The following is a 23,383-nucleotide window of genomic DNA, read 5'->3' as shown; positions in this document are numbered from 1 at the left end:
ATGGCCGCGACGCGGGAGAAGACGCGGCACGGGCCGCACCGGACGCGACTGATCGGCGGGCCGGGGCTGCTGCTGGTGTGGCTGTACGGGGTGATGGTCGTCGGCGCGGTGTCGCGTTCCGCGTACCAGATCGCCGCCGAGTTCGACCGGGCGCCGCTGGCCTACTCCCTGTCGGCGGTGGCCGGCCTCGTCTACGGCTTCATCACCTACACCCTGGTGCGCGGCGGGGAGAAGGCCCGCAGGGCGGCGCTGGTGTGCTGCGCCGCCGAGCTCGTGGGCGTGCTGACCGTGGGGACCTGGACGCTGCTGGAGCCGTCCGCCTTCCCCGACGCCACCGTGTGGTCGGACTACGGGATGGGGTACCTCTTCATCCCGGTGCTGCTGCCCCTCACGGCCGTGTACTGGCTGCGCAGGGCGCGGCCGGGGCAGCAGCCCGCATCCTGATCAGGCGGTGGTCGCGTAGGACCGCGCCTGCTTCTCCAGGACGATCATCGGTACGCCGTCGGCGCCCCGGGACGTGCCCACCCGCTGGTAGCCGACCTTGCTGTAGAGCCGCAGGTTGCCCTCGCTGCGGTGCCCGGCGTGCAGCCGGAAGGTCCTGGCGCCGCGCTCGTCGGCGAGGGCGGACTCCGCCGCCCTGAGCAGACGCGCGCCGATGCCGTGCCCCTGGAGGCGGGGGTGGACGCAGAGCTTGCCGATCGCGGCGGCGCCCTCCTCGGTGATCCTGCCGTGCACCGAGCCGATGATCTCGTCGCCGAGGCGGGCGACGAAGACGCAGTCGGCGGCGACCTCCTCGCGGACCGAGTCGAGGGTCTGGACGAGCGGGTCGATGCGGTAGTTGCCGTAGAGCGCCGCCTCGCTCTGGAAGCACAGGTACTGCAACCTGAAGATCTGCTCCGCGTCCTGCTCGGTCGCCGCAGAAATGGTCACGCTCATGCCCATGTGCGCATGCCTCCCGCTCACCTGATCACCTGTCGTTCCCCACTCCTATCCCCGTCCTCAGCACGCCGCAACCTCCGCGGTGAGCAAACGCCGCAGACATCCCAGACATCTGGAGCGTTCCGGCCCGATACCGCCCTGTGAGATACCCAACTCCCCCGCGATCTCCCGGTATGTCGGGTCGTGCGGGGACAGCAGAGCCTCCATCAGCTCCGGGCAGCGGCCGGGCAGCCGTCGCGCGGCCTCGCGCAGGGCGCGGCGGCGGGCGGCGGCGAGCGCGAGGCGCTCGGGGTCGTGGCGGCCGGCGCCTGCGGGGTCGCCGGTCAGCGCCGTCTCCCGGCGGGCGGCGCGGCGGGTGCGGCGGGCCTCCGCCCGAACGGCCCGCCGCAGCCAGTCAGGAGGGTCGGACGGCGGGCCGCCGGAGTCGAGACGCTCCAGCAGGCGCAGCCACACCGCCTGTTCCAGATCGCCCGGTTCGGCCCCGGAGCCGGGCGCCTCGGCGGCGGCCTCCGCGGTGAGCAGCGGACGGAGGGAGACGACCAGCTCGTACGCCGTGACCGGCACGTGTGTCATACGCGCAACGACTCGTCCGCTCCGGACGCGGTTGCCCGGAGCGGACGAGAACACCCTTTCCGGGTGAAAGGCCTCAACGGTTGACGAAGTCCTCGCGGGCCAGCAGCCCGGTGTCCGGGTGGTCGGTGAAGACGCCGTCGATGCCGGTGGCGAAGTACGCCCGGTAGGCGCCGAAGACGTCGCCGTAGGCGTCGGGGTCGGCACCCTTGCGGAACTCGGCGGGCAGGAAGGGGTTCTCGTTGCGCAGCGTGTAGGGGTGCAGGACCAGGCCGACCGCGTGGGCGTCCTTCACCAGGGTGGTCGGGGTGGTGAGGCGGCCGGCCGCGTCCTTCGGGATGACCAGGTCGAGGGTGGGACCGATGCCCTGGGCGTAGCCGGCGATCTCGCGCAGACCCCTGCGGGTGACGAGGTCGGCGACGGTGCGCGGGTCACCCGCCTCGACGAAGTCCCAGGGACGGGTGTCGGCGCCGGAGAGGAGGACGACGAGGGGGTTGTCGACCAGTTTGTTCAGGCGTTCGATGCTGGTGGGCTCGAAGGACTGGAGGACGACCGGGGCGTTCCTGCCGTCCTTGCCGTACCGGCGCAGCAGCCCGGCGACCCGCTCCTCCAGGCCCAGTCCCAGCTTGCGGAAGTAGGTGGGGTGCTTGAGCTCGGGGTAGATCCAGACCTGCTTGCCGCGCTTGCGGGTCTGCTCGTCCTGCCACCTCAGGACCTCCTCGAAGGTGGGGATCTCCCAGCGGCCGTCGTAGAGGGTGTTGTGCGGGCGGTTGGCCGGGATGCGCTCGGTGGCGCGCAGGGTCTTCAGCTCGGCGAGGGTGAAGTCCTCGGTGAACCAGCCGGTGACGGCGGCTCCGTCCAGCTTCTTGGTGGTCCTGCGGCCGGCGAACTCGGGGTGGTCGGCGACGTCCGTGGTGCCACCGATCTCCGGCTCGTGCCGGCAGACGAGATGGCCGTCCCGGGTGGGCACGAGGTCGCCGGCCTCGACGATGTCCGCGCCCATGTCGAGGGCGAGCCGGTAGGCGCCGAGGGTGTGTTCGGGCCGGTAGCCGCTGGCCCCGCGGTGGCCGATGATCGTCGGCACGGGCAGGCTCCTCAGCCCCCGGCCCCCGCCGCGCCGGGCGCCGGCCGCCCTCGCCGTGCCGGCCGGCGCCAGGACCGATCCGGAGACGCCGAGCACGGCCGCGCCCAGGAGGGCCCGTCGTCCGGTCCCGGCCGCCTGTTCGTTCGACTCCCGCGTTGCCATGAGCGCCCTCCTGGTGTCGGCTCGTCCGGTGCGCGGTGATCGTAGGTGCGCGGGGGTGAAGCGCGGGAGACCCCGGGCCGAACACCCGGGTGATGTCGCGTGACACGTGCTCCTCATGCGGATGGCGTACGCCTGTCGTATTCCGGCAGGGATGTGACGGCTCGTCCGGTTGGACCGGGCGGAAGGGGGCACGCGTGCGGTGTGCGGGGCCGGGCGACTTCCGTCACAGCGTGACCGCCGTGTCGCGCGTCGTCCGCGGCCGCGCCGCCGCAGGTGAACCCGGGTCAAGAGTGAGTAAGACCTCGGCGGACTCCCCCGAGCCCGATGTGCGCAACCCACTGGGCCGCGAGTAATGTCCTCACCTGCACAGACTCGTACGACATGAACCGACGTCCGTCTCCCACCGGAGGGCCCGTTGTCCCGCTTCGCGCTCATCAAGGCAGTGCTCGGTCCGATCATGCGCCTGATGTTCCGCCCACAGGTGGAGGGCGCGGAGAACATCCCGGGCGACGGCCCCGTCATCCTGGCCGGCAACCATCTGACGTTCATCGACTCGATGATCCTGCCGCTCGTCTGCGACCGGCAGGTCGTCTTCATCGGCAAGGACGAGTACGTCACCGGCAAGGGCCTCAAGGGCCGTCTGATGGCGTGGTTCTTCACCGGTGTCGGCATGATCCCGGTCGACCGCGACGGCGGCCGGGGCGGAGTGGCGGCGCTGATGACGGGGCGCCGGGTGCTGGAGGAGGGCCGGGTCTTCGGCATCTACCCGGAGGGCACCCGCTCCCCCGACGGCCGGCTGTACCGGGGCCGTACCGGCATCGCCCGGCTCACCCTGATGACCGGCGCGCCCGTCGTGCCGTTCGCCATGATCGGCACGGACAAGCTCCAGCCGGGCGGCGCGGGCCTGCCCCGGCCGGGCAAGGTGACGGTCCGTTTCGGTGAGGCGATGGAGTTCTCCCGTTACGACGGCATGGACCGCGACCGGTATGTGCTGCGTGCGGTCACCGACTCGGTGATGACCGAGGTGATGCGGCTCTCCGGGCAGGAGTACGTCGACATGTACGCCAGCAAGGCGAAGGCGGCGTAAGCGCCGGGCGGGGGCTGCGGCCGCGCCGCGGGCGCGGGGGGCCGGCCCCGCGCCCGTCGGGCCGGCCGGCCGCTCACTCCCCCGGGGCGCCGTCGTCCAGCCGCTGGTCCCGGAGCATGAACCAGGAGGCCCCCGCCGCCGCCAGCAGGACCGCCGCTCCGGTGCCCGCGGCCAGGGTGAGGCCGTCGACGAAGGCCTGCCGGGCCGCGTCCAGCATCGGCCCGGCGGTGTGGGCGGGCAGCGCGGACGCCGCTTCCACCGCGCCGCCCAGCGACTCGTGCGCCTCGGCCGGGGTGCCCGCCGGGCCGGTGAAGCCGCGGTAGACGCCGGTCACGACGGAGCCGAGTACGGCGATGCCGAGGGCCGCGCCGAGTTCGTACGCCGTCTCGGAGACGGCGGAGGCGGCGCCCGCCTGTTCCTTGGGCACACTGGAGAGGATCACGTCGGCGGTCACCGTGAAGGAGAAGCCGGCGCCCAGGCCGACGACCAGCAGCGCCGCCCCGAGCAGGGGGTATCCGGTGGACTGTCCGATCACCGTCAGCGCGGCCAGCGCCAGGCCGACGGCCGCCAGTCCCCCGGCGACGACCGAGCGCACCGAGTGGCGCCGGGCGGTCCGGCCGGCGATCAGTCCGGCCGCCACCGCACCGATCGCGGCGGGCAGTTCGGCCAGCCCCGCTTCGAGCGGGCGCCTGCCCTGCACGAGCTGCAGGTACTGCGACAGGAAGAACACCAGTCCGGACAGGCCCAGGACGGCCAGCAGATCGGCGAACACGGCTCCGCCGAACCCCCGGTGACGGAACAGCCGCACGTCCAGCAGCGGGACGGGGAGGGTGAGCTGACGGCGCACGAAGCCGTACAGGGCGCCCGCGCCCAGCAGCCCGGCGGCCAGGGCGGGCCGGGCGAAGCCGTGGCTCACGGTCTCCTTCACCGCGTAGACGACGCCGACCATGCCGGCCAGCGACAGGACGACGCTCGGCAGGTCCCAGGGGCCGGGGTCCGGAGTGCGGGACTCGGGGAGGAGCCTGGCGCCGACGGCCACCAGGACGGCCATCACGGGCAGGTTGATCAGGAAGACCGAGCCCCACCAGAAGTGTTCGAGGAGGAAGCCGCCGAGGACCGGCCCGACGGCGGTGCCCGCGGAGGCGGTCGCGCCCCAGATGCCGATGGCGAGGCTGCGTTCGCGCGGGTCGTGGAAGAGGTTGCGGATCAGGGCGAGGGTGGCCGGCATCAGGGTGGCGCCGGCGACCCCGAGCAGGGCGCGCGCGAGGATCAGCACCTCGGGCGTGTGCGCGTAGGCGTTGAGCACGGACGTCAGGCCGAACGCGGCGGCGCCGCAGAGCAGGATCCGCTTGCGGCCGACGCGGTCGCCGAGGCTGCCCATGGAGACCAGCAGACCGGCGATCACGAACGAGTAGACGTCCCCGATCCACAACAGCTGGGTGCCGGTGGGGGCGAGGTCCTCGCTGATGTACGGGGTGGCGAGGCCGAGGACGGTCGCGTCGACGGCCACCAGCAGCACGGCGAGCACGAGGACGGAGAGCGCGAGCCACCGGCCCGGCCGCTTCACCGCCCCGGTCGTGGTCTCCGGCCGCAGGGCGCTGGTCATGATTCCTTCCTCCGCGCCGGATCGTCCGGGCGCCGTACACCGCCGAGCAGCAGCTCGACGATCATGTGGGTGAAGTCCTTGGGGGCGACCCGGCCCTCGGCCACCGCCCAGGCGGCGGAGGCGAGCAGTCCGTAGAGCGCCTCGGTGAGCCAGGCCGGGGTGAGGTCGATGCGGAACTCCCCGCTCGCCTGGCCGCGCCGGAACAGCGCGGCGACGCGCTCGTCGATCGCGGCCCAGCCCTCGTTCTGCTCCTCGCCCTCGAACAGCTGGTTCTCGCTGTAGAGGAAGGCGAGCAGGGGGGCGTGCGGTTCGATCGCGGCGACCAGACGGCGCACGGCGTCGGCGGCGGGCCCCTCGTCGGGGCGGGCCGCCTCCAGGGCGGCCTCGCACTCGGTGATCCCGAGCGCCTCCAGGGCACGGACCAGCGCGTCCCGTCCGGCGAACTGCCGGTGCAGCGTGGCGCGGCTGATGCCGGCGGCCCTGGCGACCTCGTCCATGGTCGCGGTGGATCTGCGGGTCAGCAGGGCGGCGGCGCTGCGCAGCACGTGGTCACGATCGACAGCCATGAGACAACCGTACCCCATATGAGACATGAACGTCTCAATCAAGGCGTACGGGCCTCATGACTGGTGGGTGAGGAACGGCCGGGTGCTCAGTGCCAGGGCAGCTGGCCGCGCCGTTCCCAGTAGACCCGGGGCTCCTCGGTCAGGGCGGCGAGGCGGGACAGCTGCTCGTCGGTGAGGTCGACGGCCGCGGCGTGCAGGTTGGAGGCGAGCTGGGCGGTGGTGGCCGCGCCGGAGAGGACCACGCCGGCCCACGGCTGCCGCAGGACCACCGCGAGGGCGACGGCGTCGCAGCCCAGCCCGGTCTCCTCGGCGACGGTCCGCAGCGCCTCGGGGGCGTGCGCGGCGGCGAGCCGGCCGTTGGCCATGCCCTCCTTGACGATCACCGTGAGCCCGGCGTCACGGGCCTCGGCGAGCGCGGGTCCGGCGGAGGTCTCCAGGGCGTTGTACGTCGACTGGACGGTACGGAAGAGGGGCTCGCCGTCGACCGTGACGGCGAGGGCGGCACGGATGGCGTCGGCCTGGGCCGGGCCGCTGGTGGAGAAGCCGACGGTGAGCCCCCGGCCCGCCGCCTCCGCGAGCCGGGCGTGCAGTTCCCCGTCGGTGAGGGCGGGGCTCTCGGGGGTCACCGAGTGGATCTGGTAGAGGTCGAGCCGGTCGCCGAGCAGCGCCTCGGTCTCGGCGCGCTGCCGCTCGTACGCCGCGAGGGAGTGGTCCTTGACCTCGTGCCGCTCGGCGTCGGTGGACCAGTCGGCGGTGTAGGTGTAGCCCCATTTGCTGCCGATGACGACGTCGTCGACGTCGGGGCGGCTCTTCAGCCATTCGGCGAGGAACTCCTCGGAGCGGCCGTAGGAGCGGGCGGCGTCCACGTAGCGGACGCCCTGGGCGTAGGCGGCGTCGAGGAGTTCGTGGGTGCGGGCGCGCAGCGTCTCCACGCCGCGGTCCTCCCCCAGGTCGTCGTCCCGGCCGAGGTTGATGTAGCCGGGCCGGCCGACGGCGGCGAGGCCCAGGCCGATGTGGCAGGTGGGGGTGGTCGCTGTCGCCAGTCGGGCGAAGGGCATCGCGGGCTCCGATCGGTCGGGTCCGGCACGGTTCCCGACCAACGTAACCCGCGATGACCTCGGTTCCGCCCAGGAGCCCGGCTCCCGCGGCCGTTTCGCGGCGGCGGGTGCGCCGGGGTCCTCCGCACGGCTCCCCGCGCCCCCCGGGGGCGTTCGGTCAGCCCCGCCGCTTCGCGTTCGCCCAGGCGTGCTGGGCCGCCAGGTCCGCCTTGAGCTCCGCCAGCTGGACCGCGACCGCGCTCGGGGCCGTGCCGCCCCGGCCGTCGCGGGAGGCGAGGGCTCCGGGGACGTCGAGGACCGAGCGGACCTCCGGGGTGAGGTGGGCGGAGATCTTCGCGAACTGTTCGTCGGTCAGTTCGTCCAGTTCCTTGTTCTCGGACTCGGCGACCTTGACGCACTCGCCGGCCACCTCGTGCGCGACGCGGAACGGCACGCCCCGCCTGACCAGCCACTCGGCGATGTCGGTGGCGAGGGAGAAGCCGGCCGGGGCCAGTTCCTCCATGCGCTCGCGGTGCACGGTGAGGGTGGCCATCATGCCGGTGAAGGCCGGGAGCAGGACCTCCAGCTGGTCGATGGAGTCGAAGACCGGCTCCTTGTCCTCCTGGAGGTCGCGGTTGTACGCGAGCGGGAGGGCCTTGAGGGTGGCCATCAGGCCGGTCAGGTTGCCGATCAGGCGGCCCGACTTGCCGCGCGCCAGCTCGGCGATGTCCGGGTTCTTCTTCTGCGGCATGATCGAGGAGCCGGTGGAGAAGGCGTCGTGCAGGGTCACGAAGGAGAACTCCTTCGTGTTCCAGATGATGACCTCCTCGGCGATCCGGGAGACGTTGACGCCGATCATCGCGGTGATGAAGGCGAACTCGGCGACGAAGTCGCGGGAGGCCGTGCCGTCGATGGAGTTGGCGGCGCTGCCGTGCTCGAAGCCGAGGTCCTCGGCGACGGCCTCCGGGTCCAGGCCCAGGGAGGAGCCGGCGAGCGCGCCCGAGCCGTACGGGGACACCGCCGTGCGCTCGTCCCACTGGCGCAGCCGCTCGGCGTCCCGGGACAGCGCCTGGACGTGGGCGAGGACGTGGTGGGCGAAGAGCACCGGCTGGGCGTGCTGGAGGTGGGTGCGGCCGGGCATCGCGGTGTCCGGGTGCGCCTCGGCGAGGCCCACCAGCGCGTCCTGGAGGTCGGCGATCAGTCCGCCGATGGTGCGGGCGTGGTCCCGCAGGTACATGCGGAAGAGGGTGGCCACCTGGTCGTTGCGGGACCGGCCGGCGCGCAGCTTGCCGCCGAGGTCGGGGCCGAGGCGCTCCAGCAGGCCGCGCTCCAGGGCGGTGTGCACGTCCTCGTCGGCGAGGGTGCCGGTGAAGGAGCCGTCGGCGACGTCCGCTTCGAGCCGGTCGAGCCCGGCGATCATCCGGGTCAGCTCGTCCTCGGTGAGCAGCCCCGCCGCGTGCAGCACGCGGGCGTGGGCACGCGAGCCGGCGATGTCGTAGGGCGCGAGCCGCCAGTCGAAGTGGACGGACGCGGACAGCTTCGCCAGGGCCTCGGCGGGACCGTCGGCGAAACGGCCGCCCCAGAGCCGTACGTCACCGCTGTTGCTGCTCACTTGCGTGCTCCTCGAAGGCTGTGGATGTGCCGCCGCCTCCCCACGGGCGCGTGAGGAGGCGGCTGTCAGGCTAGTGCGTGTGAGGGGTCGTCAGGCGCTGCGGCTCAGGCGAGGTCGCGCTTGGCCGCGATCTTCGACGACAGGCTGTAGATGTCGATGAAGCCCTTGGCCGCGGCCTGGTCGAAGGTGTCGCCGGTGTCGTAGGTGGCCAGGTTGAAGTCGTACAGCGACGACTCCGAGCGCCGGCCGGTGACGACGGCGCGGCCGCCGTGCAGGGTCATCCGGATGTCACCGTTGACGTGCTGGTTCGCCTCGGCGATGAAGCCGTCCAGGGCGCGCTTGAGCGGGGAGAACCACTGGCCGTCGTAGACCAGTTCGCCCCAGCGCTGCTCGACCTGCCGCTTGTAGCGGGCGAGCTCGCGCTCGACGGTGACGTTCTCCAGCTCCTGGTGGGCGGTGATCAGGGCGATCGCGCCGGGGGCCTCGTACACCTCGCGGGACTTGATGCCGACGAGGCGGTCCTCGACCATGTCGATCCGGCCGATGCCCTGGGCGCCGGCGCGCTCGTTGAGCTGCTGGATGGCCTGGAGGACGGTGACGGGCTTGCCGTCGACGGCGACCGGCACGCCCTCCTTGAAGGTGATGACGACCTCGTCGGGCTCGCGCGCCACGGCCGGGTTCTGCGTGTACTCGTAGACGTCCTCGATCGGCGCGTTCCAGATGTCCTCGAGGAAGCCGGTCTCGACGGCGCGGCCGAAGACGTTCTGGTCGATGGAGTACGGGGACTTCTTGGTGGTCGCGATCGGCAGGCCCTTGGCCTCGCAGAAGGCGATGGCCTTGTCGCGGGTCATGGCGTAGTCGCGGACCGGGGCGATGCACTTCAGGTCGGGGGCGAGGGCGACGATGCCGGCCTCGAAGCGGACCTGGTCGTTGCCCTTGCCGGTGCAGCCGTGGGCGACGGTGGTGGCGCCGTGCTTCTGCGCGGCGGCGACGAGGTGCTTGACGATCGTCGGCCGGGACAGCGCGGAGACCAGCGGGTAGCGGTCCATGTAGAGGGCGTTGGCCTTGATCGCCGGGAGGCAGTACTCCTCGGCGAACTCGTCCTTGGCGTCCGCGACCTCGGCCTCGACGGCACCGCAGGCGAGGGCGCGCTTGCGGATGACGTCCAGGTCCTCGCCGCCCTGGCCGACGTCGACCGCAACGGCGATGACCTCGGCGCCCGTCTCCTCGGCGATCCAGCCGATGGCGACGGAGGTGTCCAGACCGCCTGAGTAGGCGAGTACGACGCGCTCGGTCACGGGTTTCTCCTCACAGTGCATTCGCTGACATGCATGAGTATGCAGTAGTCCGCATGAATCGTCAATCCGGTCGTGGATCCGGGGCCGGATTGAACGCCCGAAACCGCTTTCACGTACTTGCCCCCGGACGCAGGCGCCGCGTCGGACCGACCGAGACACCACGACAGACATCCGTGACACCCCCGACCGAGTGAGGCATCCGCATGTCCAGGGCCCTTCCGAAGTACAACAAGCGCCGCGTCGGCTTCGTCGGCGGCGCCGCCGCGGTGGCGCCGACCGGCGCGGTGATCGCCGGCACCGCCCTCGCCGGCGAGCCGTCCGGGGACGGCGAGGCGAACGCCCGGACGCCGGCGGGCCCCGGCACGCTCTCCTGCCCCGACGTGGCGTCCCGGCTCCCCGCGGTCCCCGCCTCCGCGCGGGCCGAGGTCGAACGCAGCCTCGGCGACCTCGACCGGCAGATCGCCGAGGCCGACAAGCGCCTGGCCGACACCGTCGGACAGGGCGGACCCGACTTCGTACGGAACGCCGTCCTCGGCCCCCTCGAGGACGAGCGCGTCGCCGCCGTCAACCGCATCGCCACCGCCACCGGCCGCACCGCCGAACGCCCCTCCGGGCTGGACTCCCCGGCCGCCTGCACGCTCACCGAGTGACGTGACAGGCGCCGTGGCCGCCCCGTACAAGCGCCGGCCGGGGCGGCCACGGTTTCTCCCGGTGTCCGGCCGTCGGACAATTCCTTAGACAGGCGAAAGATCTGGTCCCATAATCGGTGGACATGGGAAAGACCTACGAGCGCATAGACGGCCGCCTCCGCGCCTTCATCGAGGAACAGCCGCTCTTCTTCACCGCCACCGCCCCGCTGTCCGCCGACGGCACGGTCAACCTCTCGCCCAAGGGGCTCAAGGGATCCTTCGCGGTCCTCGACGAGCTCACCGTCGCCTACCTCGACTTCGCCGGCTCCAACGCCGAGACCATCGCCCATCTGCGCGAGAACGGCCGGATCACCCTGATGTGGTGCGCCTTCCAGGGGCCGCCGAACATCGTGCGCGTGCACGGCCGCGGCGAGCCCGTCTTCCGGGACGACCCCCGCTTCGGGGAGCTGCTCACCCGTTTCCCCGGCATCGACCCCTCCGTCCACGGCCTGCGCGCCGTCATCGTCGTGCGGGCCGAACTGATCCGGGACACCTGCGGGTACGCGGTGCCCTTCATGGCGTACGAGAGTGAACGGGACCTGCACGAGAAGCGGTTCGCGCGGGAGGACGACGCCTCGCTCGACGCGTACTTCGCCAAGAAGGAGTACATCGCGACCAGCCTGGACGGACTGCCCGGGCTGCCGTTGCCGCTGCCCCCGTCCACCGTCTGAGTCAGGTGCCCGGGCGCCGCCCCCGGGTCCCCGTCCCTGCGCGCGCTCGGTGCCGTCGTCCCCGCCGCCGGGCCGGTCCCCTGCGGGCACCGCGCCTCGTGATCGGGCGGAGGGCGGGCCCGCGGCGATCACCCGGTACCGAACCGGGACGCCCTCTGAACACTCCGGCGTGACGGCACGTATCTGTGGGCCAAGGGTCAAGCCCCACGGAGGAACCCGTGACCACCACGCTCGCCGGCGGCCGTGCCGCCCGCCGCCAGACGATGCGCCGCATCCGTCCGCGCCGCTCCCCCGCCGTGCCGCTGCTGCTCGCCGTCGGCGCGGGCGCGGTGGCCGTGCTGTGGTTGTGGTGGACCAGTACGCCGTCCATCGCGGACACCACGGGGAGGATCGTCGCCGCGGGCCGGATCACCGGGCTGCTCGCCGGCTATCTGATGGCCCTGGTGGTGCTCCAGATGGCGCGCGTGCCCGCGCTGGAACGCCGGGTGGGATCCGACCGGGTCGCCCGCTGGCACGCGACGAGCGGCCGCTACACCGTCAGCCTGGTGATCGCACACGTCTTCCTGATCATGTGGGGCTACGCCCGGCAGGCGGGCCGGGGCCTCGGCGACATCGTGCAGCAGACGATCACCTCCGTCACCACGCTGCCGGACATGGGCAAGGCCGCCATCGGCACCGGTCTGCTGTTCGTGATCGCCTTCCTCTCCGTGGGCCCGGTCCGGCGCCGGCTGCCCTACGACGGCTGGTACCACGTGCACCTGCTGACGTACGCGGCGGTCTTCCTGGCGTTCTGGCACCAGATCACCACCGGCAACGAGTTCGCCGTCGAACCGGCCGCGAGGACCTTCTGGTACGCGCTGTACGGCACGGTGACGGCACTGGTCCTGTGGTGCCGGATCATCACCCCGGTGCGGCTGAACCTGCGGCACCGGATGCGGGTCGCGGCGGTCGTCGAGGAGACGCCCGGCATCGTGTCGGTGCTGATCGGCGGGCGCAGGCTGCACCGGATGGGCGCGGAGGCCGGGCAGTTCTTCCGCTGGCGCTTCCTGGCGCCCGGGATGCGCTTCAGCTCCCACCCGTACTCGCTGTCGGCGGCGCCCCGCCCCGACATGCTGCGGATCACGGTGAAGGCGATCGGCGACCACACCTCCCGGCTGCGCGGGCTGGAGCCCGGGACGAAGGTGTGGGCGGAGGGCCCGTACGGGGCGCTGACCGCGCAGCGCCGCAGCCGCGGCAAGGTGCTGCTGGTGGCGGGCGGGGTGGGGATCACCCCGATGCGGGCGCTGTTCGAGACGCTGCCGGGCGCCTCCGGTGACATCACGCTGCTCTACCGGGCCAACAGCACGCAGGACCTGGCGCTGTGGGGCGAGCTGGCCAGGATCGCCGACGAGCGGGGCGCCCGGCTGATGTACGCGGTGAACAGCCCCGACGGGGAGCGCCCCGACATCTCGGCGGAGAGCCTGCGGAGGAAGATCCCGGACGTCGACCGTCACGACGTGTTCCTGTGCGGGCCGCCCGGGTTCGCGCAGTCGGTCCACGACGCGCTCCGCGACGCCGGGGTCCCCGCGCGCCGCATCCACCACGAGTCGTTCGAGATGTGAGCGACGGGCCGCCCACCCGGGTCGTCCCCACCCATCAGGAGCTTGGGAAGTGATGAGGAAGAGTCATCCCGTCCGGCGTGCCGTGCTCACGACCGCCGCCACCGTGTCCGGCATCGTGCTGCTGCTGTCGCTCAAGCCGACGTCCGACCCCGGCTCGGCCGCCGCGGCCGGCGGCGCGGCCCCGCCCGCGGCGGCCCGGTCGCCGCAGGGCGACGCCCGGCCCCTCGGGAACGGCACCGTCACCGGGGACGCGGCGCGGACCCGGTACGGCGCGGTACAGGTACGGATCACCGTCAGCGGCGGGAAGATCACCAGGGCCGAGGCGGTGCAGGCGCCCCAGGGCGGACAGAGCGACCGGATCACCTCCGACGCCGTGCCGAGGCTCAACCGGGCGGCCGTGGCGGCGCAGAGCGCGGAGATCGACGCGGTGTCGGGGGCCACCTACACGAGCGCGGGCTACAGACAGTCGCTCCAGTCGGCACTGGACAGGGCCGGTGACTGACACGGTGGCCGAGCCGGCCGAGGCTCCCGCCGCGGTGCGTCACGCGGAGGAGACGATGGGGACCGTCTTCTCCTTCGACGTCCGCGGCGGGGAACCCGCCGTGGTGCGCGCGGCGCTTCAGGAGGCGGTCGCGGAGCTGCACCGGGTCGACGAGGTGTTCAGCACGTACCGCGACGACAGCCAGATCTCGCGGCTGGCGCGCGGTGAGCTGGATGTCGGGGAGTGCGATCCCGAGGTCGCCGAGGTGCTGGGGCTGGCGGCGGAGGCGGAGCGGGCGAGCGACGGCTGGTTCAGTCCGCGCTACCGGGGGCGGCTCGATCCGACGGGCATCGTCAAGGGCTGGGCCGCCGAGCGGGCGGCGCGGCGGCTGGCCGCGGCGGGGGCGACGGGCGTCAGCGTCAACGGGGGCGGGGACGTGCAGGTGCTGGGGGCCCCGGGGGCGGGGCGGCCGTGGCGGGTGGGCGTGTCGGACCCGTTGCGTCCGGGCGGTCTCGCCGCCGTCGTCTCCGCGGCCGGCGCCGCGGAGCTGGCTGTGGCGACGTCCGGGACCGCCGAGCGGGGCGATCACGTCGTCGACCCCCGCACGGGGCGGCCGGCGGTGACCGACCTGGTCGCGGTGACGGTCGTCGCGCCCCGCCTGACCTGGGCGGACTGCTGGGCCACGGCGGCGTTCGCGATGGGGTCGCGGGAGGGGCTGCGGTGGCTGGAGTCCCTGCCGGAGGTCGAGGCGCTGCTGATCACGGCGGGCGACGAGGTGCGGTGCACCGGAGGGCTGGCGGGCCGGCTGGGGTGAGCGGCGCTGCGGCCCGGGCGACGGTTCCGCTCACCGCGTTCGCGGGGTGCTCGCCGCGCCCGCCCTCCCAGGTCCTCGATGCCCTGGGAGGAGGCACGGCTGCCCGCGGCTGCGGGGGCTCGGTGAGCGGTGCCGCAGTCCGCTCACCGCCTCTGGCCCCTCCCCGCGGAGCGCTCAGTGACCGTTCTGGGCCAGCCGCAGCAAGTGGTCGGCCAGCGCCTGGCCCCCCGTCGGCTCCCGGCTGATCAGCAGCAGCGTGTCGTCGCCGGCGATCGTGCCGAGGATGTCGTGGAGTTCCGCCTGGTCGATCGCCGAGGCCAGGAACTGCGCGGCGCCCGGCGGGGTGCGCAGGACCACGAGGTTCGCGGAGGCCTCCGCGGAGATCAGCAGCTCCTGGGAGAGCCGCCGCATCCGCTCCTCCTTGGCGGACTCCCCCAGCGGCGCCCGGGGGGTGCGGAAGCCCCCCTCGCTCGGCACCGCGTAGATCAGGTCGCCGTCGTTGTTGCGGATCTTCACCGCGTTCAGCTCGTCCAGGTCGCGGGAGAGCGTCGCCTGGGTGACGCTCAGCCCGTCGTCGGCGAGCAGCTTCGCCAGCTGGCTCTGCGAGCGCACCGGCTGTCGGTTGAGGATGTCCACGATCCGGCGGTGGCGTGCGGTGCGCGTCTGCGGCACGGCGGGTCCGGCCTGCTGACCCTGGTCCTGCTCCTGGCTCATCGTCGTCTCATTCTCCGGATCGTCCTTCCCCGCCCGCCGCACCGGCCCGGTCCAGGATGCCGGGCAGCGCCCCGAGGAGGGCGTCCACCGCGTCGTCCCCGAGGTTCAGCGGCGGCATCAGCCGTACGACGTCGGGGGCGGGCGCGTTCACGAGGAATCCGGCGTCCTGGGCCGTCTGTTGCACCTGGGGCGCGAGCGGCTCGGTGAGCACGATACCCAGGAGGAGCCCCGCACCACGGACGTGGTCGATCAAGGCGTGGCCGGACCCCTCGATTCCGTCGCGGAGCCTCCCGCCCTGCCGCTTGACGTTCTCCAGCAGCCCCTCGTCCTCGATGGTGTCGAGGACGGCGAGTCCGGCGGCGCAGGCGACCGGGTTGCCGCCGAAGGTCGTGCCGTGGTGACCGGGCTGGAGCAGGTCGGCGGCGCGGCCGAAGGCGACGGTGGCGCCCAGCGGCAGACCGCCGCCGAGCTGCTTGGCCAGGGTGACGACGTCCGGCAGCACGCCCTCGTGGGCCTGGTACTCGAACCAGTGTCCGGTGCGGCCGATGCCGGTCTGCACCTCGTCCAGCACCAGCAGCGCGCCCTTGGCGGCGGTGATGGCGCGGACCGCCTTCAGATAGCCGGGGGGCGGGACGACCACGCCGAGTTCGCCCTGGATGGGTTCGACGACGACCATGGCCGTCTCCTCGGTGACCGCGGCGTCCAGCGCCTGCGCGTCGCCGAAGGGCACATGGGTGACGTCGGCGGGCAGCGGCTGGAACGGCTCGCGCTTGCCGGGCTGCCCGGTGAGCGCGAGCGCGCCCATCGTACGGCCGTGGAAGGCGCCCTCGGTGGCGACGACACGGGTCCGTCCGGTCAGCCGGCCGATCTTGAAGGCGGCCTCGTTGGCCTCGGCGCCGGAGTTGCAGAAGAAGACCCTGCCGTCCCGGCCGAAGAGCCGGAGCAGCCGCTCGGCGAGGGCGACGGTCGGCTCGGCCATGAAGAGGTTGGAGATGTGGCCGAGGGAGCCGATCTGCCGGCTCACGGCCTCGACGATCGCCGGGTGGGCGTGGCCGAGGGCGTTGGTGGCGATCCCGCCGACGAAGTCGAGGTACTCCCCGCCCTCGGCGTCCCAGACCTTCGGGCCCTCGCCGCGCACCAGGGGCAGGCGCGGCGTGCCGTAGTTGTTCATCAGCGCGCCCCGCCACCGCGCGGTCAGTTCCGCGTTGCTCACGACTCCCCCTGTTCGTCGGGCACGACCATGGTGCCGATGCCCTCGTCCGTGAAGATCTCCAGCAGGATCGAGTGCTGGACCCGGCCGTCGATGACGCGGGCGGTGGTCACGCCGTTGCGCACGGCGTGCAGGCAGCCCTCCATCTTCGGCACCATGCCGGAGGACAGCTCCGGCAGGAGTTTCTCGAGCTGGGACGCGGTGAGACGGCTGATCACCTCGTCGGAGTGGGGCCAGTCCTCGTAGAGTCCTTCGACGTCCGTGAGGACCATGAGGGTCTCGGCGCCCAGTGCAGCAGCGAGTGCCGCAGCCGCCGTATCAGCATTGACGTTGTAGACATGGTGGTCGTCCTGGCTGCGGGCGATCGACGAGACGACCGGGATGCGGCCGTCGGCGAGCAGGGCCTCGATCGCGCCGGTGTCGATGTCGGTGATCTCGCCGACCCGTCCGATGTCGACGAACTCGCCGTCGATCTCGGGCCGGTGCTTGGTGGCGGTGAGGGTGTGCGCGTCCTCGCCGGTGAGGCCGACGGCGAGCGGGCCGTGCCGGTTGAGCAGCCCGACCAGTTCGCGCTGCACCTGTCCGGCGAGCACCATGCGGACGACGTCCATGGCGTCCTCGGTGGTGACGCGCAGGCCGGCCTTGAACTCGCTGACGATGCCGTGCCGGTCGAGCGCGCGGCTGATCTGCGGACCGCCGCCGTGCACGACGACGGGCCTGAGGCCGGCGTGGCGCAGGAAGACGACGTCCTGGGCGAAGGCGGCCTTCAGGTCCTCGTCGACCATGGCGTTGCCGCCGAACTTGATGACGACCGTCTTGCCGTGGTGGCGGGTCAGCCAGGGCAGCGCCTCGATGAGGATCTGCGCCTTGGGCAGCGCGGTGTGTTTGCGGGTGCTGGTCATGAGGAGTAGGCGCTGTTCTCGTGGACGTAGTCGGCGGTGAGGTCGTTGGTCCAGATGGTGGCGGTGGCGTCACCGGCGGCGAGGTCGGCGACGATGTGGACCTCGCGGTAGCGCATGTCGACCTGGTCGCGGTCCTCGCCGACGCCGCCGTTCTTGCAGACCCAGACGCCGTTGATGGCGACGTTCAGCTCGTCGGGCTCGAAGGCGGCCTTCGTGGTGCCGATGGCGGAGAGGACGCGGCCCCAGTTGGGGTCCTCGCCGTGGAGGGCGCACTTGAGGAGGTTGTTGCGGGCGATGGAGCGGCCCACCTCGACGGCGTCGTCCTCGGTCGCGGCGTTGATCACCTCGACCTTGATGTCCTTGCTGGCGCCCTCCGCGTCGCGGATGAGCTGCCGGCCGAGGTCGTCGCAGACGGTCCGTACGGCCTCGGCGAACTCCTCGTACCCGGGCGTGGCCCCGGAGGCACCGGAGGCGAGCAGCAGCACGGTGTCGTTGGTGGACATGCAGCCGTCGGAGTCGACCCGGTCGAAGGTGACCCGGGTGGCGTCCCGCAGGGCCCTGTCGAGCACGTCGGAGCCGAGGTCGGCGTCGGTGGTGAGCACGACGAGCATGGTGGCGAGGCCGGGGGCGAGCATGCCGGCGCCCTTGGCCATGCCGCCGACGGTCCAGCCGTCCTTCGTCACGACGGACGTCTTGTGGACGGTGTCGGTGGTCTTGATGGCGATGGCGGCCTTCTCACCGCCGTGCTCGGAGAGCCGGCCGGCGGCCGCCTCCACACCCGGGAGCAGCTTGTCCATGGGGAGCAGTACGCCGATGAGTCCCGTCGAGCAGACGGCGACCTCGCCCGCTCCCGTCCCCAGCACCTCGGCCGCCTTCTCTGCGGTGGCGTGGGTGTCCTGGAAGCCCTTCGGTCCCGTACAGGCGTTGGCGCCCCCGGAGTTGAGGACGACGGCGGACAACTGCCCGCTCTTCAGCACCTGCTCGGACCAGAGTACGGGCGCGGCCTTGACGCGGTTGGAGGTGAAGACGCCGGCGGCGGCGCGGCGGGGGCCGTCGTTGACCACGAGGGCCAGGTCGGGGTTGCCGTTCTCCTTGATCCCGGCGGCGATGCCCGCCGCCCTGAATCCCTGTGCTGCCGTCACGCTCACGGCGCAACTCCGATCGTCGTCAGCCCGGTGGCCTCGTCGAGGCCCAGGGCGATGTTCATGCTCTGGACGGCACCGCCCGCGGTGCCCTTGGTCAGGTTGTCGATGGCGCAGATCGCGATGATCCGGTCCGTCGCGGTGTCGTGCGCGACCTGGACCTGGACGGCGTTGGAGCCGTAGACGGACGCGGTCGCGGGCCACTGGCCCTCGGGCAGGAGGCGGACGAAGGGCTCGTCGGCGAAGGCCTTCTCGTAGGCGGCGCGCACGGCTTCGGCGGTGACGCCGGGCCTGGCCTTCGCGGTGCAGGTGGCGAGGATGCCGCGGGGCATCGGCGCGAGGGTCGGCGTGAAGGAGACCGAGACCCGCTCGCCCGCCGCCGCGCTGAGGTTCTGGATCATCTCGGGGGTGTGCCGGTGCCCGCCGCCCACGCCGTACGGCGACATGGAGCCCATGACCTCGCTGCCCAGCAGGTGCGGCTTGGCCGCCTTGCCGGCGCCGGAGGTACCGGAGGCGGCGACGATCACCGCCTCGGGCTCGGCGAGGCCGGCGGCGTACGCCGGGAAGAGGGCGAGGGAGACGGCGGTCGGGTAGCAACCGGGCACCGCGACGCGCTTGGACCCCTCCAGCGCGGCGCGGGCACCCGGCAGTTCGGGCAGGCCGTACGGCCAGGTGCCGGCGTGCGGGGAGCCGTAGAAGGCCTCCCAGTCGGCGGCGTCCTCCAGCCGGAAGTCGGCGCCCATGTCGATCACGAGCACCTCCTCGCCGAGCTGCTCGGCGACGGCGGCGGACTGGCCGTGCGGCAGCGCGAGGAAGACGACATCGTGCCCGGCGAGCACCTCGGGCGTGGTCGGCTCCAGTACGCGGTCGGCGAGCGGCGGCAGATGCGGCTGGAGCGCGCCCAGCCGCTGCCCGGCGTTGGAGTTGCCGGTCAGGGCGCCGATCTCGACCTCGGGGTGCGTCAGGAGCAGACGCAGCAGCTCACCGCCCGCATACCCGCTCGCTCCGGCCACCGCCGCACGTACCACCATGGAAAACCCTCCTCCTGGATGGCATGACTATACGTTTCCATGCACGTTTATGCAATGTGGTTCCGAAACGATTCGGCACGGGGCGTCAGCGACGGAGCCAGGCCAGGGCCATCAGGGCGACGGCGACCGCGAGCGGGGCGAGGAGCAGGGCGGCGAGGTGCCCGAGCAGGGAGCGGACCATGCCGAGCACGGCGAACAGCGCCACCCCGCCCAGCAGCCAGCAACCGAAGATCCGCAGCGCCAGGTCCTGCGCGGCGTTCTCCTCCTCACGGGTGGCGGGGTTCCCGATCCCGCCGATCGCCAGCCACAGCAGCGCGCCGCCCACCAGGACGTTCCCCGCCACGACGAAGGGTGCGACGGACCTGTCGGCCCGCCGCACCCCCTTCCAGACCCTCACGACGCTCATGAGCACGAGAGCCTAGCCCGCCGGTCTCCCGGCGGGCCGGGGTCACCGCTGCTTGATCCGCAGGAACGTCACCGAGTTCGCCGGGAAGGTGTACGTGAACTCGCTCGCCACACCCCGGAAGGTGGAGGTCACCGGGGTGACCGGGGCGTCCGTCTCCGTGTTGACCGCGTCCGCGTCGGCGGCCAGGGTGGTCACCCGGGCCCTGGAGGAGACCCTCGCGCCGCCGAGGTCGATCGCCGTGCGGGCCTCGGACGGCCGGGCGTTGACGACCTTGACGATCAGGTCGCCGGTGCGGGCGTCCTCGGTGACCACCTGACGGAACGGCTCGGCCGGCTTGTCGTCGGTGAAGCTGCCCCACTCCTGGCCGTCGAGGTAGAGGGTCACCTGGCGGCCCCGCACCTCGATGTCGATGTCGTAGGCGCGGCCCGTCTCGATCGAGCCGGCCCTGGAGATCAGCGTCGACTTGCCGCCGTCCGAGGCCTGCTCGACGGCGGACCGTGTGTTGTTCCAGCCCCCGAGGTTCCACCAGTAGTGGTTGCCGGTGTCCTTGACGCCGAAGGCGACGAGGAAGCCCTCCTTGCCGGCCTTCTTGGTGGCCTTCACGTGCAGGTCGTAGTCGTGCCAGGCCGGATCACCGGCCGTGACCAGGGTGTTCTCGGCGGCCTCGTCGCTCTGCACGTACTGCCCGTCCTGGACGCTCCAGCTTCCGCCGCCCCGGTGCGTCCACCGCGAGGCGTCACCGGAGAAGTCGTCGGTCAGCAACGCCGTGCCGTCGGCGGCGGTCACCTGCACGTCGTCGTACGCCGCGCTCGTCGCCCACGTCGACAGGCCGACGGCTCCGGTGAGGGGGCCGCTGACGTCCGGGGTGGTGCTCGCCTCCGACGGGACCACGCGGTCGCCGACGTTGGTCATGAACAGCTTCTGGACCTCGTAGTTGGCCGAGCCCCAGGAGGCGTGGTTGTTGAACCAGATCATGTCCGGCGACCACTGGACGTAGTCCTCGTTGGCGAGCAGCGGTGCGTACGAGGCCAGCTCGACGATGTCGGCGTTGCGCTCCAGGCCGGTCATGAAGGCGGCTTCGGCGAGGCCGTTCTTCCAGGCGTTGCCCTGGGAGGCGTACTCACCGAGGAAGACCTTGGGGCCGCCCCGGTCGTAGGAGTCGTAGCGGTCGTTGTTCTGCAGGAACCACTGCGGGCTGTTGTAGTAGTGCTCGTCGATCATGTCGACCCCGCCCTCGCGGCCCAGCTGCCAGGCGGTGTCGAAGGTCGTGCCGGAGTCGTCGGGGCCGGAGTTGGAGACGACGGTGATGTCCGGGTACTCCGCCTCGATGGCGGCCCGGAACCGCTGGAAGCGGGCGAAGAACTCGCGCGGCAGGTTCTCCTCGTTGCCGACCCCGATGTGGGTGAGGCCGAAGGGCTTGGGGTGGCCCATCTCCGCGCGGACCCTGCCCCAGGTGGAGTTCGCCGGACCGTTGGCGAACTCGATCAGGTCGAGGGTGTCCTGGATGTGCCGCTTCAGCAGCGCCTCGTCGTCGGTGGCCTTGTTCTGGCCGCAACCGGTGACCAGGGCGGGGACGACGGGCAGCGGCATGGCGCCGATGTCCTCGGCGAAGCGGAAGTACTCGTAGTAGCCCAGGCCGTAACTCTGGTTGTACCCCCAGAAGTTGGCGTTGGTGGCGCGCTCCTCGACCGGCCCTACGGTGTCCTTCCACTGGTAGGAGCGCTTGCGCTGCCAGCCGGAGGCCTCGCTGTAGTCCTCCATGGAGCCGGTGTTGACCAGGCAGCCGCCGGGGAAGCGGACGAAGCCGGGGTTCAGGGCGGCGATCTTCTCCGCGAGGTCCTTGCGCAGGCCGTTGGGCTGGCGCTTGTAGGTGTCGCGCGGGAACAGCGACACCATGTCGAGGGCGGCGGCGGAGGAGGCGGCGACGGTGAGGCGGCCGCGGTTGCTGGTGCGGGAGGCGGTGAAGGTGGCCGTGTACTTGGCCCAGCCTCCCCTCACGGCCACCCTGCGGGCCCCGGCGAGCTCGCCGGCGGCGTCCTTCAGCGTGACGGTGAGGGTGCCGGCGCTCTCGGCGCGGGCCCACACGGAGAAGTCGTACCGCTCGCCCTCCTCCACGCGGATGCCGGTGTTGTAGCCGGAGTTCGTGACCGACGAACCGGCTGCCAGGGAAAGGTAGCTGCGGTTGCGCTCGTTGAGCCGGCCGGAGTCGTTCAGCACGTCGGCCGTGCCGTTCACCGCCCAGGAGGTCAGGGGCGTGTAGGAGCCGTTGTCGGCGGTGGAGTACTCGAAGGACCGGTTCTGCACCAGCTCGGCGTACAGACCGCCGTCGGCGGCCCGGTTGATGTCCTCGAAGAAGACGCCGTACATGGTGTCCTCGATCTCCGCGCCCCCGGCGTCCGGATCGACGGTGATCGTGTAGTCCGGGGCGTCCTCGGCGTGCGCGGGGGCCGGGACGAGGGCGGCGGCCGTCAGCAGCGCGGTGGCGGTCAGGCCGAGCCTGAGGCGGGTACGGCTGCGTGCTGTGCGTGACATGAATACTCAGCGGCTCTCTCTAGGCGTGGGGTGACACGAGGAGCTGTTCGGCATTTCGATCGTTGGTCAGCACTTCGAACGGCAAGATAGGGAGGAGACAGGGGCACGTCAATGGGGCGTGCGACAGCGGAGACCACGCGGGAACGAGGCGGGATGGGCGAGTTCTGGCCGGTGCCCGACGCACTGACCTATCTGAGCGGCCGCTGGAGAGCGGAACGGACCGTGCGGGACCTGGCGGGCGGCGAGCAGGGGCGCTTCGAGGGGACGGTCGTTTTCGGCCCGCTGGAGGGCGGCGGTCTGCTGCAGAGCGAATCCGGCGACTTCACCTGGCGGGGGGTCACCCGGCCCGCCGGGCGGACGCTGCGCTTCCTGCCCGGGCCGGGCGGCACGGCGGAGGTGCGGTTCGCGGACGGGCGCCCCTTCCACCGCCTGGACCTCACCGCGGGACGGTACGTCGCCGACCACCCCTGCTCGGCCGACCTCTACCGGGGCGAGTTCACCGTCCGGGACGCGGACCACTGGCGAACGGTCTGGCGGGTGCGCGGTCCCGCCAAGGACCTGGAGCTCACCACCGACTACGCGCGCGTGGCCTGAGCGGACGCCCCTTCCAGGCACAGGCTCCAGCGGCCCGCCCAACCGGCCACGCCGATCGTCGACAGCGAGCGGACGTGGATGCTCCAGTACGTCGCGGGCGGCGCCTTGAGCACGTACACCAGGGCCGCGCGGATCACCGACGGCTCGGCGACGGCGACGATCCGGCAGCCGTCCTCGGCCGGCCGGGTGTCGAGCCAGCCGCCGACCCGGCCGATGAAGGCCGGCAGCGGCTCCCCGCCGTACGGGGCGGACCGCGGGTCGGCGAGCCAGGCGTCCACGGCCCCCGGCTCCCGGGCCATCGCCTCCCCCAGGGTCAGCCCGCGCCAGCGTCCCATGTCGCAGTCCCGCAGGGCGAGTTGCACCAACGGCGCATAACCGAGGCCCTTCCCGGTGGCGCGGCTGCGCGGGGCCGGGGAGCAGTAGCGCAGATCGGCCGCGGCGAGCGGCAGCAGTTCGTGCGCGACCCGTTGCACCTCGTCCCAGCCGGCCCGGTCCAGCGGCCGGTCGTCCTCGAAGCGCTCGGCGAGCACCGAGGAGCTCCCCGCGGCGGCGACGAACGTGACCCGAAGTGCCATGCGGCGATCGTGAGCCGCCGCGGTGCGCGGGTCAAGGGGTGCCGCCGGGGCGTCACTCGC

At 72.4% G+C, this 23,383-nt stretch carries 23 protein-coding genes and 1 pseudogene; 8 read left to right on the top strand and 16 right to left on the bottom strand.

Annotated features, from left to right (window positions below; all coding sequences use genetic code 11):
- On the top strand, positions 1–444 hold the full coding sequence (locus ABTY20_RS05595; RefSeq protein WP_351995769.1) for a hypothetical protein: 444 nt from the start codon (positions 1–3) through the stop codon (positions 442–444).
- On the opposite strand, the gene ABTY20_RS05590 is transcribed toward ABTY20_RS05595, so the two are convergent.
- The 3 genes from ABTY20_RS05590 to ABTY20_RS05580 all read right to left on the bottom strand — a co-directional run bounded on the left by ABTY20_RS05590 (position 445) and on the right by ABTY20_RS05580 (position 2,755).
- Positions 445–942: a GNAT family N-acetyltransferase gene (locus ABTY20_RS05590; RefSeq protein ID WP_351995768.1), complete on the bottom strand. Its 498-nt coding sequence runs from the start codon at positions 940–942 to the stop codon at positions 445–447.
- Between the two features lie 57 nt (positions 943–999).
- Complete coding sequence (locus ABTY20_RS05585) at positions 1,000–1,512, bottom strand: sigma-70 family RNA polymerase sigma factor (RefSeq protein WP_351995685.1); 513 nt, start codon at positions 1,510–1,512, stop codon at positions 1,000–1,002.
- 73 nt (positions 1,513–1,585) lie between these two features.
- Positions 1,586–2,755, bottom strand: coding sequence for a glycerophosphodiester phosphodiesterase (locus ABTY20_RS05580; RefSeq protein ID WP_351995684.1), 1,170 nt, complete (start codon positions 2,753–2,755; stop codon positions 1,586–1,588).
- A 415-nt stretch (positions 2,756–3,170) separates the two neighbouring features.
- Between ABTY20_RS05580 and ABTY20_RS05575 the strand changes: the two genes are divergently transcribed.
- Complete coding sequence (locus ABTY20_RS05575; RefSeq protein ID WP_351995683.1) at positions 3,171–3,842, top strand: lysophospholipid acyltransferase family protein; 672 nt, start codon at positions 3,171–3,173, stop codon at positions 3,840–3,842.
- Positions 3,843–3,915: 73 nt separating this feature from the next.
- Here the strand turns inward: ABTY20_RS05575 and ABTY20_RS05570 are convergent, their stop codons facing one another.
- The 5 genes from ABTY20_RS05570 to ABTY20_RS05550 all read right to left on the bottom strand — a co-directional run bounded on the left by ABTY20_RS05570 (position 3,916) and on the right by ABTY20_RS05550 (position 9,961).
- Positions 3,916–5,448, bottom strand: a complete 1,533-nt coding sequence (locus ABTY20_RS05570; RefSeq protein WP_351995682.1) for an MFS transporter — start codon at positions 5,446–5,448, stop codon at positions 3,916–3,918.
- Complete coding sequence (locus tag ABTY20_RS05565) at positions 5,445–6,014, bottom strand: TetR/AcrR family transcriptional regulator (RefSeq protein WP_351995681.1); 570 nt, start codon at positions 6,012–6,014, stop codon at positions 5,445–5,447. Before ABTY20_RS05565 ends, ABTY20_RS05570 begins: the two co-directional genes overlap by 4 nt.
- Before the next feature lie 86 nt (positions 6,015–6,100).
- Positions 6,101–7,072, bottom strand: a complete 972-nt coding sequence (locus ABTY20_RS05560) for an aldo/keto reductase (protein WP_351995680.1) — start codon at positions 7,070–7,072, stop codon at positions 6,101–6,103.
- A 157-nt stretch (positions 7,073–7,229) separates the two neighbouring features.
- Complete coding sequence (gene argH / locus ABTY20_RS05555; RefSeq protein WP_351995679.1) at positions 7,230–8,663, bottom strand: argininosuccinate lyase; 1,434 nt, start codon at positions 8,661–8,663, stop codon at positions 7,230–7,232.
- A 104-nt stretch (positions 8,664–8,767) separates the two neighbouring features.
- Entirely contained in the window at positions 8,768–9,961 is a 1,194-nt protein-coding gene (locus ABTY20_RS05550; RefSeq protein WP_351995678.1) for an argininosuccinate synthase, read from the bottom strand.
- A gap of 203 nt (positions 9,962–10,164) precedes the next feature.
- On the opposite strand from ABTY20_RS05550, the gene ABTY20_RS05545 reads away from it, so the two are divergent.
- The 5 genes and pseudogenes from ABTY20_RS05545 (at position 10,165) to ABTY20_RS05525 (ending at position 14,217) form a co-directional block, all read left to right on the top strand.
- Positions 10,165–10,611 carry a hypothetical protein gene (locus ABTY20_RS05545; protein ID WP_351995677.1) on the top strand — a complete coding sequence of 149 codons (447 nt, stop codon included), beginning with the start codon at positions 10,165–10,167 and terminating at the stop codon, positions 10,609–10,611.
- Positions 10,612–10,733: 122 nt separating this feature from the next.
- A complete protein-coding gene (locus ABTY20_RS05540; RefSeq protein ID WP_351995676.1) occupies positions 10,734–11,321 on the top strand; it encodes a pyridoxamine 5'-phosphate oxidase family protein in 588 nt (195 codons plus the stop codon).
- Positions 11,322–11,539: 218 nt separating this feature from the next.
- Positions 11,540–12,922, top strand: coding sequence for a ferredoxin reductase family protein (locus tag ABTY20_RS05535; protein ID WP_351995675.1), 1,383 nt, complete (start codon positions 11,540–11,542; stop codon positions 12,920–12,922).
- A gap of 52 nt (positions 12,923–12,974) precedes the next feature.
- A pseudogene (locus ABTY20_RS05530) lies at positions 12,975–13,415 on the top strand (FMN-binding protein); the annotation flags it as partial.
- A 64-nt stretch (positions 13,416–13,479) separates the two neighbouring features.
- Positions 13,480–14,217, top strand: a complete 738-nt coding sequence (locus ABTY20_RS05525; protein WP_351995767.1) for an FAD:protein FMN transferase — start codon at positions 13,480–13,482, stop codon at positions 14,215–14,217.
- A gap of 174 nt (positions 14,218–14,391) precedes the next feature.
- Here the strand turns inward: ABTY20_RS05525 and ABTY20_RS05520 are convergent, their stop codons facing one another.
- The 7 genes from ABTY20_RS05520 to ABTY20_RS05490 all read right to left on the bottom strand — a co-directional run bounded on the left by ABTY20_RS05520 (position 14,392) and on the right by ABTY20_RS05490 (position 22,154).
- A complete protein-coding gene (locus ABTY20_RS05520) occupies positions 14,392–14,931 on the bottom strand; it encodes an arginine repressor (protein WP_073933707.1) in 540 nt (179 codons plus the stop codon).
- Between the two features lie 7 nt (positions 14,932–14,938).
- The gene (locus ABTY20_RS05515) at positions 14,939–16,144 is read right to left on the bottom strand and encodes an acetylornithine transaminase (protein WP_351995674.1); all 1,206 of its coding nucleotides are present in this window, start codon (positions 16,142–16,144) and stop codon (positions 14,939–14,941) included.
- On the bottom strand, positions 16,141–17,043 hold the full coding sequence (argB, locus tag ABTY20_RS05510; RefSeq protein WP_351995673.1) for an acetylglutamate kinase: 903 nt from the start codon (positions 17,041–17,043) through the stop codon (positions 16,141–16,143). Before argB ends, ABTY20_RS05515 begins: the two co-directional genes overlap by 4 nt.
- The gene (gene argJ / locus ABTY20_RS05505) at positions 17,040–18,191 is read right to left on the bottom strand and encodes a bifunctional glutamate N-acetyltransferase/amino-acid acetyltransferase ArgJ (protein WP_351995672.1); all 1,152 of its coding nucleotides are present in this window, start codon (positions 18,189–18,191) and stop codon (positions 17,040–17,042) included. The genes argB and argJ overlap by 4 nt, the downstream gene beginning before the upstream one ends.
- On the bottom strand, positions 18,188–19,216 hold the full coding sequence (gene argC, locus ABTY20_RS05500; protein ID WP_351995671.1) for an N-acetyl-gamma-glutamyl-phosphate reductase: 1,029 nt from the start codon (positions 19,214–19,216) through the stop codon (positions 18,188–18,190). Before argC ends, argJ begins: the two co-directional genes overlap by 4 nt.
- Positions 19,217–19,301: 85 nt before the next feature.
- Positions 19,302–19,622, bottom strand: coding sequence for a hypothetical protein (locus ABTY20_RS05495; RefSeq protein WP_351995670.1), 321 nt, complete (start codon positions 19,620–19,622; stop codon positions 19,302–19,304).
- Between the two features lie 42 nt (positions 19,623–19,664).
- Positions 19,665–22,154, bottom strand: a complete 2,490-nt coding sequence (locus tag ABTY20_RS05490; RefSeq protein WP_351995669.1) for an alpha-L-arabinofuranosidase family protein — start codon at positions 22,152–22,154, stop codon at positions 19,665–19,667.
- Positions 22,155–22,307: 153 nt separating this feature from the next.
- Here ABTY20_RS05490 and ABTY20_RS05485 point away from each other — a divergent pair, with 153 nt between their 5' ends.
- Positions 22,308–22,748, top strand: coding sequence for a DUF6314 family protein (locus ABTY20_RS05485; protein WP_351995766.1), 441 nt, complete (start codon positions 22,308–22,310; stop codon positions 22,746–22,748).
- Here the strand turns inward: ABTY20_RS05485 and ABTY20_RS05480 are convergent.
- The gene (locus tag ABTY20_RS05480) at positions 22,730–23,323 is read right to left on the bottom strand and encodes a histidine phosphatase family protein (RefSeq protein WP_351995668.1); all 594 of its coding nucleotides are present in this window, start codon (positions 23,321–23,323) and stop codon (positions 22,730–22,732) included. The genes ABTY20_RS05485 and ABTY20_RS05480 overlap by 19 nt on opposite strands.
- Positions 23,324–23,383: the final 60 nt, after the last annotated feature.

Origin of the sequence: Streptomyces sp. NPDC126497, from assembly GCF_040302425.1 — a bacterium.
In the GTDB taxonomy this organism is placed as follows: domain Bacteria; phylum Actinomycetota; class Actinomycetes; order Streptomycetales; family Streptomycetaceae; genus Streptomyces.
This window is presented reverse-complemented; position numbering and strand designations above follow the sequence as displayed.